6 protein-coding genes are annotated in these 13,135 nt (G+C 37.9%); 3 read left to right on the top strand and 3 right to left on the bottom strand.

All coding sequences use genetic code 11. The annotated features are described in order from the left end of the window. Positions 1–11: 11 nt before the first annotated feature. From KMW28_RS19140 to KMW28_RS19130, 3 genes are all read right to left on the bottom strand, one after another. Positions 12–1,244, bottom strand: coding sequence for an alanine dehydrogenase (locus KMW28_RS19140; protein ID WP_066211840.1), 1,233 nt, complete (start codon positions 1,242–1,244; stop codon positions 12–14). A 19-nt stretch (positions 1,245–1,263) separates the two neighbouring features. Further along, entirely contained in the window at positions 1,264–1,701 is a 438-nt protein-coding gene (gene tsaE / locus KMW28_RS19135; protein WP_169666009.1) for a tRNA (adenosine(37)-N6)-threonylcarbamoyltransferase complex ATPase subunit type 1 TsaE, read from the bottom strand. Positions 1,702–2,007: 306 nt separating this feature from the next. Further along, entirely contained in the window at positions 2,008–2,697 is a 690-nt protein-coding gene (locus KMW28_RS19130) for an outer membrane beta-barrel protein (RefSeq protein WP_169666011.1), read from the bottom strand. A gap of 526 nt (positions 2,698–3,223) precedes the next feature. Between KMW28_RS19130 and rpoC the strand changes: the two genes are divergently transcribed. The 3 genes from rpoC (at position 3,224) to KMW28_RS19115 (ending at position 13,117) form a co-directional block, all read left to right on the top strand. After that, complete coding sequence (gene rpoC, locus KMW28_RS19125; RefSeq protein ID WP_169666013.1) at positions 3,224–7,531, top strand: DNA-directed RNA polymerase subunit beta'; 4,308 nt, start codon at positions 3,224–3,226, stop codon at positions 7,529–7,531. Positions 7,532–7,872: 341 nt separating this feature from the next. Then, a complete protein-coding gene (locus KMW28_RS19120) occupies positions 7,873–11,301 on the top strand; it encodes a fibronectin type III domain-containing protein (RefSeq protein ID WP_169666015.1) in 3,429 nt (1,142 codons plus the stop codon). Positions 11,302–11,953: 652 nt separating this feature from the next. After that, positions 11,954–13,117 carry an NAD(P) transhydrogenase subunit alpha gene (locus KMW28_RS19115; RefSeq protein ID WP_066211850.1) on the top strand — a complete coding sequence of 388 codons (1,164 nt, stop codon included), beginning with the start codon at positions 11,954–11,956 and terminating at the stop codon, positions 13,115–13,117. The last annotated feature ends 18 nt before the right edge of the window (positions 13,118–13,135 follow it).

Raw genomic sequence — 13,135 nt, 5'->3', positions numbered from 1 at the left:
GGGGTCTTTTTTTAAAACCCCGCAGCTAAAATTAAATCCAGATTCTTCAAAGGCATATCAAATTTCTCGGCGATGGCTTGGTTGGTTACACTTCCTCTGTATGTGTACACCCCTTTCGCAAACCAAGGGTGGCGACGCATCATCGTATCGACTTTGCATTCGTCGCTTACCTTTAATAATATAGGCGTAAAGATATTACTGATAGCTGCTGTAGCTGTTCTTGAAACACGAGAAGCAATATTAGGAACACAATAGTGAATCACTCCATGCTTTTTATATACAGGATGACGGTGATTGGTAGGTTCTGAGGTTTCGAAACATCCTCCTTGATCAATACACACATCAATAATGATGGAATTTTCTCTCATGCCCATTACCATTTCTTCGGTAACGATCGATGGAGTTCTCTTGCCGTGGGTATGAATCGCTCCAATCACAATATCAGCTCTTCTCAAAGCCTCATCAATTGATGTACTATCGAAAGCAGAAGTGAATAGGTGAGGGTTGTTGAGTTCTTTTTTGAGTCGACGCAGTTTGTAGATGGCATTATCAAATACTTTGACCTCGGCACCCATACCAATAGCAGTTCTAGCGGCAAATTCAGCCACCGTTCCGGCACCAAGAATCACTACTTTAGAAGGAGGTACACCTGTAATCCCTCCAAGGATAATTCCTTTTCCTCCATTGTAGCTGCTTAAATATTCAGCGGCAATCAGCATTACAGTACTACCTGCAATTTCACTCATTGCTCTAACCAAAGGAAGTCCACCTACTTTGTCCTCGATCAACTCAAAACCTAAAGCAGTAATTTTTTTATTATTGAGGGCTTCGAGTACCTCTTTTTTGATATCACGGAGGTGAATAGCAGAAATAATAGTTCTGCCCTGTTTCATGTGATTGACTTCCTCTACCGTTGGAGAAGAAATCTTGATCACCAAGTCACATTCCATCACCTCTTTATGAGAGTAGACGATAGTTGCACCTACCTCAGAATATTCTTGATCTTCATGATTGATGTGTTGTCCGGCTTTGGACTCCACATACACTTCGCATCCATTGTTGACTAAAAGGGAAACAGCACCGGGGCGTAATGCACAACGTTTTTCATCGGGATTTAACTCCTTTGGAACGCCTATCTTTAAAGGATTTCCTTTTTTATGAAGTGGCCCTTCCATCACCTCTTGTGGATGATACTGAAAATAACTTTCTGTGGCTTTATCAAAACCTTCACGTTGCTTGCCCATGTTTCTCCGTCTTAAAAAATTAAACGATACGAATACTTATTTCCCTTGTTGTTTCATCAATGGGAACGATAGTTACTTCTGTACAGTCTTCAGGTAATAATCTTTCAACTTTTGAAGGCCACTCTATCAGACAAAGATTGTCGCTGTAGATGTACTCCTCAAATCCGATATCAAATGCTTCTGAAGGATCTTTAATTCTGTACATGTCAAAATGATAAACGGTATCTGCCTGATCGGTCATGTACTCGTTTACCAAAGCAAATGTTGGACTATTGACGTGATCCATCACTCCCAACACTTCGCAAATTGCTTTTATGAAAGTGGTTTTTCCCGCTCCCATCTCTCCATGAAATAACCAAACCTTCGATGAATCCTGTGCAAACTCAAGAATTTGTTTTGCAGCATTATTCAAATCATCGATGGAGTTTGTGGTAATTTTTAACTCTTTCGTTTCCATAAGCGTCAAAGATAAATTATTCCATTGATCAAGAGTAATGATTACGGCTTATTTAATATTCATTTTCACTTTTGGGGATATCAAATATCTAGTTGTAATAGTGATGTATCACTTTGTGAAGTGGGGATACTTAAAATATTAAATCGATTACTTTCATTAATTGCTTTATTCGGGTGATGAATTTACTTAAAAATTTTGTTTGATAGATCATCCTTAGATAAAATATTGAGTTTTACGACCTTCATCTATCAAAAAAGCCTTCAATTCTTAAAGAAATGAAGGCTTTTGATTTAATTTTTTGATGGATTAGAAACTTGAGAAAGTAATACCTATAGTATAAGGAGTACTGTCTAAAGTTGTTCCATTTGGAATAGCAACGGCATTGTCTTTAAACGTTTCGGTAAATCCGTAAGCACAGAAGAAGTTGATCCATTTGTAACCAATTCTTCCGATAAACTGACCTCTGAAATCATTTAAATTTAAGTTTCCTTTATCTTTTGCGATTCTGGTATCGCCATTTGTTTCGTGTTTTACTTTAGTATGACTTGCGAACATGTAACCAAACTTAGCACCAACAGCTAGACGGAAAGCATCCTTTCCTGGGTGAGTTCTAAATCTGAACTCCAATGGAATCTCTACATAGTTAGCTACCATTTTCGATTTCTTCGTGTTATCGAACAAAAGGTTGGTATCTACAATTTGTGTTTGATCTCCATTTTTTCCTAAAGTCTGACCATTTTTAAAGAAGAAGTTATCTGCAGAATAACCAATACCTGGGTTAAAAGTGAATTTACCACTACTCGATAAAGTAAATTCATACATATAAGAGATAGATACAGATCTAGATTGTGTTTCTAACGGTAATCCACTATCGTCTGCCCAATTGGTCAATCCTAAATCAAGGTAAAAGTTACCAGGAATTTTCTTTAATGGATTCTGAGCAAAAAGTGAAATGGATATGAAGGATAAAAGGATGGCTAGACTAAGCTTTTTCATGTTGTGATTCTGTTTATGTACCCAAATTAATTGATATGGTACCAAATGCTATTCAAATATAAGAGAAAAATGAATTTATGAGAGATGTTTTTTGTACTACTTTCTTAATGAACTGTTTTTGATGAAGATTGAGTTTTAAAAAAATAATCTCGGATAAACATCAAATACTCGGTTTGTATTCTATTGAATAGCGTTAGTTGATTTGACACCTGATGTGATATTGATCTAATCTTTACAATAATATAGTGCAGATGAGGTAAGTATCACTTTCAACTTATAGAAAATTGAGATGTAGACTTCGACAAATTATTTGATGATAATCCTCACTTGATTAAAAAAAATAGTACTATTTCATGCTGTTAAGTAACTTTTAGAAAAATTGGCATGATTAAAATTTACTGTAAATCAATCACTTACAGATAAAAGTTCCGAAAAGTAAAAATATAAGTGATTTTTCATTGCGTTGAATAGAAAATTTGATTAATACTTCCTATATTTGCAGATTCAAGAAAACCGCAAATTGCAAATGGCGTTCAGAAAAAACAAAAAGATCAACAACGATTTTACTTCGGTAACCGTGAGTTTGGCTTCTCCAGAATCAATCTTGGAGAGCTCACATGGCGAAGTAACTCAACCAGAAACCATCAACTACCGTACGTACAAGCCGGAGATGGGTGGTTTATTCTGTGAAAGAATTTTCGGTCCTGTAAAAGACTGGGAATGTCACTGTGGTAAATACAAGCGTATCCGTTATAAGGGTATTATTTGTGACCGCTGTGGTGTAGAAGTAACAGAGAAAAAGGTTCGTCGTGAAAGAATGGGTCACATCCAACTAGTTGTGCCAGTAGCACACATTTGGTACTTCCGTTCTTTACCGAACAAAATTGGTTACCTATTAGGTTTACCAACGAAGAAACTTGATCAAATCATTTACTACGAGCGCTATGTAGTTATCCAAGAAGGTGTAAAAGCTGCAGATGGTATCGCTAAAATGGACTTCCTTACTGAGGATGAGTACCTAGATATCATGGATAAACTTCCTAGCGAAAACAGACAATTAGAAGACGATCATCCAGACAAATTCATCGCTAAGATGGGTGCTGAGGCATTAGAAATGTTATTGTCTCGTACTAATTTGGATGACATGGCCGCTGCATTGCGTGACCAGGCAAATAACGATACTTCACAACAACGTAAGGCAGAAGCATTGAAGCGTCTTCGTGTTGTTGAGGCATTCAGAGATGCGAGAACGAGAATTGAGAACCGTCCTGAGTGGATGGTGATCCGTATGGTTCCTGTAATTCCACCAGAATTACGTCCATTAGTTCCACTAGATGGTGGTCGTTTCGCAACATCAGACTTGAACGACTTGTACAGAAGAGTAATCATCCGTAACAACCGTCTGAAGCGTCTGATCGATATCAAAGCACCAGAAGTAATTTTACGTAACGAGAAGCGTATGCTTCAAGAGGCTGTTGACTCATTATTCGACAACTCTCGTAAAGTGAACGCGGTACGTTCTGATGGTAACCGTCCATTGAAATCACTTTCAGATATGTTGAAAGGTAAGCAAGGTCGTTTCCGTCAAAACCTATTAGGTAAGCGTGTGGACTACTCAGGTCGTTCTGTAATTGTAGTAGGTCCAGAGCTTAAATTACACGAGTGTGGTCTTCCTAAGAATATGGCAGCTGAATTATTCAAGCCGTTCATTATTCGTAAGTTGATCGAGCGTGGTATCGTAAAAACGGTAAAATCAGCGAAGAAAATCGTTGACCGTAAAGATCCAGTAGTTTGGGATATCCTTGAAAACGTATTGAAAGGTCATCCAGTACTACTAAACCGTGCCCCTACTCTTCACAGATTGGGTATCCAAGCTTTCCAACCGAAATTAATCGAGGGTAAAGCAATCCAATTACACCCATTGGTAACAACAGCCTTCAACGCCGATTTCGATGGTGACCAGATGGCCGTTCACGTACCACTAGGACACGAAGCTGTATTAGAGGCATCTCTATTGATGTTAGCATCGCATAACATCCTTAACCCTGCAAATGGTAAACCTATCGCCGTACCTTCTCAGGATATGGTATTAGGTCTTTATTATATGACAAAAGGTCGTCGTACAACTGATACTGAAATCGTAAAAGGTGAAGGTAAGAGGTTCTACAACTCAGAGGAAGTGATCATCGCCTTGAACGAAGGGGCTATCTCACGTCACTCTTGGATCTTTGTTAAAACAAAAGTATTGAATGAGGAAACTGGCGAGTTAGAGGAGAAATTCATCGAAACTGTTGCTGGTCGAGTATTATTCAATCAACACGTACCTGAAGAAGTAGGTTTCGTAAACGAACTACTTTCTAAGAAAGCTCTACAGGTAATTATCGCGAAAGTGGTAGATATCGTAGGTATGGCACGTGCTGCTCAGTTCCTTGATGATATCAAGCACGAAGGTTTCCAAATGGCCTACAAAGGTGGTTTGTCATTCGGTCTTGATGAAATCATTATCCCTAAGGAAAAAGTTGATTTAATTGAATCAGCGAAAGGTGAAGTAGACGTTATTCGTAACAACTTCATGATGGGTCTTATCACTGATAACGAACGTTACAACCAAGTAATTGACGTTTGGACGAAAACAAACAACACGTTAACGTCTACAGTAATGACTCAAATGGAAGAGGATAACCAAGGATTCAACTCAATCTATATGATGATGCACTCAGGAGCCCGTGGTTCAAGAGAGCAAATTCGTCAGTTAGGTGGTATGAGGGGTCTAATGGCGAAACCTCAGAAAAACTTAGGTGGTGCTTCTGGAGCAAACATTATCGAAAACCCTATCCTTTCGAACTTTAAAGAAGGTCTAGACGTATTGGAGTACTTTATTTCAACTCACGGTGCGCGTAAAGGTCTTGCAGATACAGCCTTGAAAACAGCCGATGCGGGTTACCTAACTCGTCGTTTGGTAGACGTTGCTCAAGATGTAGTTGTAACAGAAGTTGATTGTGGTACTTTAAGAGGTTTAACGGTAACTGCATTAAAAGAAAACGATGAGATTAAGGAGCCATTGAGCGACAGAATCGAAGGTCGTACTTCTCTTAATGATGTTGAGCATCCTGAAACTGGAGAGATCATTGTTGGTGCAACTGGTCTAATTACTCCAGAAGTAGCTCAAGAAATTGAAGAAGTGGGTATCGAAGAAGTAGAAGTACGTTCAGTACTTACTTGTGAGACTCGTAAAGGTGTTTGTGAGAAATGTTACGGTAAAAACCTTGCAACTGGCGGTGTAGCTGGTAAAGGTGAATCTGTAGGTGTAATCGCAGCACAATCAATTGGTGAGCCAGGTACTCAGCTGACACTACGTACATTCCACGTCGGTGGTGTAGCATCCAACATTGCGATTGACGCGTCATTGAAAGCAAAGAAAGGCGGTAAAGTTACTTTCGAAGAAATGCGTTCAGTGAAGTCGAAAGATGCAAATGGAGATGAGAAGGATGTAGTAATGGCACGTACTGCTGAATTGAACGTTCTTGACGAAGAAGGAAAAGTTGCTTTCAACGCTCACGTTCAATACGGTTCTTACCTTCACGTGAAGGAAGGTGATATGATTGAGGAAGGAGATGTGATCTGTAACTGGGATCCATTTAACGCCGTAATCTTAGCACAGTACAATGGTGTTACTGAATTCGAATCAATTGAAAAAGATATTACTTACCGAGTAGAAACAGACGAAATGACTGGCTATGAGGAGAAAGTAATTATTGATACTAAGGACAAGACGAAAAACCCAATTATCCACATCGCTGGTGACAAAGGGGAAACAGTAGCGTCCAACCTTCCAACAGACGCTCGTTTGATCGTTGAGGATGGTCAGAAAGTAAAAGCAGGTGATATCCTTGTGAAGATTCCTCGTTCTGCAGGTAAATCACGAGACATTACCGGTGGTCTTCCACGTGTAACCGAATTATTCGAAGCACGTAACCCATCGTCGCCAGCTGTAGTTTCTGAAATTGACGGTATTGTAACTTATGGTGCGGTAAAACGTGCAAACCGTGAGTTATTCGTAGAATCACGTGACGGTGTGAAACGTCGTTACATGGTGAACTTGTCGAAACACATTTTGGTGCAGGAAAATGACTATGTGAGAGCGGGTATGCCACTTTCAGACGGTGCAATTACTCCTGCAGACATCTTGAAAATCTCAGGTCCTACTGCAGTTCAGGAGTACCTAGTGAACGAAATTCAAGATGTATACCGTTTACAAGGTGTGAAGATCAACGATAAGCATATCGAGGTGATCGTACGCCAAATGATGCAAAAAGTAGTAATCGAAGATAACGGTGATACTACATTCTTGCCAGGTCAAGTAGTAGAGAAATTTACTTTCCGTGAAGAAAACGATAAGGTGTTAGCCATGAAGATCGTTACTGATGCGGGTGACTCAGCAAATTACAAAGCGGGTGCTCTAATCTCATTCCGTGAAATGAGAGACGAAAACTCTAGCTTGAAACGTAGAGACATGAAAGAGATGAAAGTGCGTGACGCACAGCCAGCTATTTCAAGACCTACTCTTCAAGGTATTACTCAGGCATCATTGGATACGAAGTCGTTTATTTCAGCAGCCTCTTTCCAAGAGACAACTAAAGTGTTAAGTGAAGCTTCTATTAGAGGTAAGCGTGACGAACTAGTTGGTTTGAAAGAAAACGTAATTGTAGGTCACTTGATTCCTGCAGGTACAGGTCTTCGCGACTATGATGCGATCCGTGTAGGCTCTAAAGAAGAGTACGAAGCATTGATCGACTCTAGAGAAAGACACACTATAAGCCACTCTGGTTTATAATATTTGCAAGCGGTTTTAAAAGCCCCTCATCGAAAGGTGAGGGGCTTTTTTCATGCTCAAAATTCTCTGACCACATCAATTAATTTTCTTTCGTTTTTTTAATTCAAACAAATAGATGAGTTAAGTTATGCGAATTTGCCTGCATTAATCGAACTGACTCGTAGCGCTACACTTTTATCAATCATCAAAAGAATGATATTGATAAGCTGTTATACATTTGAAATTGGGGAAAATTATAATTTAAAAACGTCCAATTTTGATTGTATAATAGCTTAAGTCAGTATGAAAGTAGAAATGGAGTGATTCATTTTAAGAATGAATGACTCATAAAATGAATGATTATGAAATTTTCACTTACACTTTTGCTGACCCAAATGTTTATTTGGACGTCTGCTACGACACTTTATGCGCAATGGATAAATATGAACCCCGGACACGGCGGAAGGGTTCAAGGTCTTTCTTGTTATGAAAACCAGCCGGGAAGGATGTTTGTTTGTAGTGATATGGAAGGCTTCTATTTAACGAACGATTACGGTGAAAACTGGATCTACAGGGGCCAAAATGTACCTACAAGCTTAGCTATTTTAGCACAACAATCTGGAAACCGTATTTTTTATGGCTCTTTTGAAGGAATAGCCTACTCTGATGATGATGGAGTTACTTGGACCGAAAACAAGGGAGTAATTGATGATGAACCTATTGGGGTGATTACAGTCGATAGTAAAGATGAAAAAAGAATCTATGCGGGTAATCAGTGGTTGATTCAGTTTACTAGAAAACTAGAAGTAATAGAAGACGGTAGTCAGGTGATCTATGTGACAGATGATAGAGGTACGACCTGGAATCAAGTAGCCTATGCACAAGGGACAGGCTACAGAAGAGTCAATAGTATTACCATCAATCCAACAAATAACAGTCATATTTTAGTGGCTGCGGGAACAGGACTGTATTCATCAATTAATAAGGGAGGAAACTGGACAAAAATACAAGGTCCGACAGGAACTGATGGAGTAAATGAAACCATAGGCGAATGTATGGGGGCAGATCTTACCAAAGACGGAAAATGGTTATATGCTATTTATAATAAAAGAGGAAGTTCTAGAGGTTCTAATCAACAATTAAGAGCGAGCCATCTGTTTGTAAAGTCTTATCCAAACGGTGCTTGGCAAGATTTAGGCTTGGCAGGTGTTGACGATAAGATTATTTATTGGCAGCCAAAAGTTTGGCAGAGAAATGAACCGAATGGAAAGCATCATGTTTTGGTGAGTCAGTTTACGCAAGGACGAAATGACGGATTGTATGAAGGGGAATTTACCGTGAACGGCTCAACTGTTTCAGGAGAAATTAAATCCATCTTTAATTTTAATAAGTTCGGGAGAGGGATTACCACAGATGCAGGATGGAATCAGTACGTGGTAAATCAATCAAGAAATAAAAACTATTGGCCTGCAAAATGGTCGGGTACATGGAATTCTAGAGATTTTGGAAATGTAACGTATCAACGTGGGGTATTGACCATGTCGCAACAAAGTTTTTTTGTTGGAGATGCAGCCAATCAAGATTCTTGGGATATTCAAAGCTGTTCAGCGATTTCTACTTTGGGTAATGGAGCGACCACTTATCATACCAATGGCACTCAATCTACATTTACTTATGATGTAGCAATTCATGACAATTATGCAGTGATGGGACAAGCTGATAATGGAATGTTAGAGAGTTACGATTATGGTTATTCTTGGACACAATTAAATACACCTTCTCAACAAGATGCACATAGTTTTTTAGTGATCGATGAAGGTCAAAACCCTTTAATATTGGCTTCGATTGCTTATGGTTGGGGTGGAGGTAATCCAGGTGGTAATGCAGAAATGGCATTCAAGCAATTAACTACAACTCAAAATCAAGCAGATGATTGGAAAGTGTTTATCTCTGGTAAACAGGATGAAGTGCCAAGAAAAGGTTTGCCTGCAGTGAGATCATGGATCATTAAATCAGATCCAAATCAACCGTATAGAGTCTATTGTGGTACTCAAAAGGGAGTTTTTGTAACAGATGATATCAGAACGTTAATCGATGAAGACAATAGTAACGATAAATTGTTTTATGAAGCTTGGGGAAGTCTGAGTGGGATACCGAATCAAAGTTTGCCAGTAAATGATATCAGTTTTGATCCGAATAATTCAAATGTGCTTTATGTAAAATGTCAGTTAGGAAATCTAAAACTGACAAGAAATGCAGATGGTAGTTTTAGTAATGAGTTGGGTGTAGATGTCAATGGAAAATCAAACTATTTCAATGCTCAAGGGAATACCGAAGGAGGAGTAGAGGTTACAGTGGTTGGTGGTAATGTGATTACATTAACGACTAGAAATAATCCGGAATTGGGTAATAACCTAAGACGTCATGATATTTATTTTGCTCTCAATGGAGACAAAACTTACCGACAAGCGTTGTACTGGAGAGATGCTTTTGCAGTTTTAGGAGAACCCGATTGGTTTATTCCTGAGCAACATGATTTTATGATCGGCGATTTCTCTGTACATGGCAATAAAATATATATTCCTTACCACGTTTGGCAGTTGACCAGAAAAGGTTTTGGAGTGATCCAAGGAACAATTAATGCCGATGGTTCTATTACTAACCTAGTAAATTTTGGTGCTGATAATTCTTCTCATGAAGTAGAATACACAGTAGCTCAACGAACAAGAGTTTTTACAGACGATCAGGGAGTTACTCGATTTTATATGGCAACTTCTGGTGGTGGTTTAACCGCTAAAGTGATTAATGGACAACAACCGCCAAGTAATCCACCTCCAACAGATAACGATGGAGTAGGAAGTTGCGATGCGGTCAGCCCAGCAGGAAAACCTAATCCTCCATGTAATGTTCGTATTGAAAAATTATCTTCTAGTAGCGTTAAACTTTTGTGGAATGATAATTCTAGTAATGAAGATTATTTTGATATCCAAAAACAATTAGAGGGAGATAGCTTTAGAGCTTCAGGAATGCCGGATGGTGATCGAAATGCGACAGAAGTAATTATTGATGGATTAGAAGATGGAGCCACATATAGTTTTAGAATAAAAGCAGTCAATGGAAATGGAGGATCAGTGTGGGTGACGACTAATCCTTTTGATTTAAATGGTAATAATTCTAATAATGGCGGTAATGATAACAATACAGATAATCAAGAAGTGGTAAAAACAGGAGATTGTAGTCTTCAAAGTTCTGGAGGTAAACCTCACCCTCCTTGTGAAGTTTGGGTCGAGAAATTATCGTCTACTTCTGTTCAAATTCATTGGAGCGATAATTCAGATAACGAAGACCGTTTTGATATCCAATCACAATTATCAGGCGACAGTTACCGCGGTGGAGGGATTCCAGATGTTCCTGCCAATCAAACGAGCTTTGTGTTATCTAATCTTGAAGCAGGAAAACAATATACATTTAGAATAAAAGCACTGAATGCTACAGGAGGATCTGTTTGGGTAGAAACCGTGTCTATAGATTTGGGATCTAGTTCGAATAGAGCAAATTTAAGTTTTTCTGAGATGAAAGTGTTAAAAATTTATCCTAATCCCAATCAAGGATCGTTTGTTTTGGTATCACCTTACTCGGGGAGTGGACAAATTGTGAATATCAACGGACAAATTGTAGGGACTTTGCAATGGGAAGAAGGAGAAAATTCATTTGATATTTCCCTAAAAGAAGGTATCTATTTTATTATAGATGCTACAGGAAATGAAAAATTGAAATTGATGATTGATTGATCATCAGTGAATTAAGCCTAAAAAGTACAAATAGGGTGGTGTTTATAGAAATTTGTAAAATATAAACATCACTCTTTTTTTATGCTAATATTTGATGATGTCACATATTCATTCAAAACCGCAAAGAACAAGTAATAAATTGGTGCTGAATACAAGAGAATCAATTATTTAAATCAAAATCTAAAAAATATTTTTCAACTAATTTTTCTTATGAATATACTAGTTAATATCAATTAAATTGTATTATTCTAAGATTTTATTGGTAAATCATTGATAGTTGATATTTTGTTAATGAATTACAATAATAAACTACATTCCCTTTTTTATCAATCACTTAACTTTTATTGAGTGAAATATCAAACTACATAAACACCACTTGTGTTATTTATAACGAATTGTTATATGTGTTAAAGTTGTATTTTCAAAGGTTGGAAAATTGTATCAAGAATAAGTGTAATTTTGAAACTTTTATAATAATCATGCTATTAAATTTAAATAGTTTTAAAAAACACATTATTTTATTGTATATTTGCTAAACTAATGAATTCTACAACAACCGTTATTTGAATTCACACTCAGACAAACTAACAATTTATTAGTAGGGTAGGGTGCCCTGCTCTATTAGAATAATACTATTTAAAATCGCATTGGTATGCTATTTGGAATTTTAAGAGAAAATGATCTTCGTGTTGCGATTACGCCAGATTTAGCGAATAAGTTCATATCTGAAGGTCATAAAGTGTGTTTTGAAAAGGGTGCCGGAGAAAGTGCCTACTTTGATGATAGTGTATATACTTCTATCGGTGCTGAAGAAAAATCTAGAGAAGAGATTTTGAAATCAGCTAATGTTTTGATTACAATTTCACCTCTAGAAGAAGGAGATGTAGATCTTCTTCAAGAAGGAACATTCTTGTTCTCTTCTTACCAACCATTCCAGGATGCTTCTATTTGTGAGAGATATGCCAAAAAAGGTATCTCAGCATTTAGTTTTGATATGATTCCTAGAACAACTATTGCTCAGTCGATGGATATCTTGTCATCGATGGCTTCAATTTCTGGTTATAAAGCGGTATTAAAAGCAACGGATTACCTTCCACGTTACATGCCTATGCTTTCTACAGCTGCAGGTACTGTACCTCCATCAAAAGTATTGATCATGGGTGCTGGTGTAGCAGGTCTTCAAGCAATTGCAACTGCAAAAAGATTGGGTGCTCAAGTAGAAGCATTCGATACAAGAGCAGCTGCTAAAGAGGAGGTACAATCATTAGGTGCTAAATTCGTAGAAGTTGAAGGTGCTACTGACGATACTAACGCTGGTGGTTACGCAGTAGAGCAAACAGAAGAATACAAAAAACGTCAGGCTGAATTGATCGCTCAAAAAATTGAGAAAGCAGATGTTGTAATTACAACTGCACAATTAAGAGGTCGTCCTGCTCCTACACTAGTAACTGAGGAAGCAGTGAAAACAATGAAGCCGGGTTCTGTTATTGTCGATTTGGCATCATCAACTGGTGGTAACTGTGCATTGACAGAAGATGAGAAAGTAGTGAAAAAGCATGGAGTAACTATTATTGGTAACTCTAACTTAGCTGCTGATATTAGCGAACAAGCTTCAGTACTTTACAGCAAAAACATCCAAAACTACTTGAAGTTGATGTTGACTGCTGAAGGATTAAACTTTGATTTCTCTGATGAAATTATCCTTCAAAGCTGTATCGTTTACAATGGCGAAGTGGTTTATGGTAACGAAGAAAAGCAAAAAGCTTTAGTACCAGCTCCACAAGTTGAAGAAGCTGCTGAACAAGCAGAAGCTTAATTTCTACTGAACAAACAA

This window comes from Flammeovirga yaeyamensis (assembly GCF_018736045.1).
Taxonomy (GTDB): Bacteria; Bacteroidota; Bacteroidia; order Cytophagales; family Flammeovirgaceae; genus Flammeovirga; species Flammeovirga yaeyamensis.
Note: the sequence above shows the minus strand (reverse complement) of the source record. Positions and strands in the feature narration are given on the sequence as shown.

Bases quoted from the DNA above. Each gene is read 5' to 3' on its own strand.
- KMW28_RS19140 (WP_066211840.1), bottom strand. From the start codon at position 1,244: ATGGGCAAGCAACGTGAAGGTTTTGATAAAGCCACAGAAAGTTATTTT.
- tsaE (WP_169666009.1), bottom strand. From the start codon at position 1,701: ATGGAAACGAAAGAGTTAAAAATTACCACAAACTCCATCGATGATTTG.
- KMW28_RS19130 (WP_169666011.1), bottom strand. From the start codon at position 2,697: ATGAAAAAGCTTAGTCTAGCCATCCTTTTATCCTTCATATCCATTTCA.
- rpoC (WP_169666013.1), top strand. From the start codon at position 3,224: ATGGCGTTCAGAAAAAACAAAAAGATCAACAACGATTTTACTTCGGTA.
- KMW28_RS19120 (WP_169666015.1), top strand. From the start codon at position 7,873: ATGAAATTTTCACTTACACTTTTGCTGACCCAAATGTTTATTTGGACG.
- KMW28_RS19115 (WP_066211850.1), top strand. From the start codon at position 11,954: ATGCTATTTGGAATTTTAAGAGAAAATGATCTTCGTGTTGCGATTACG.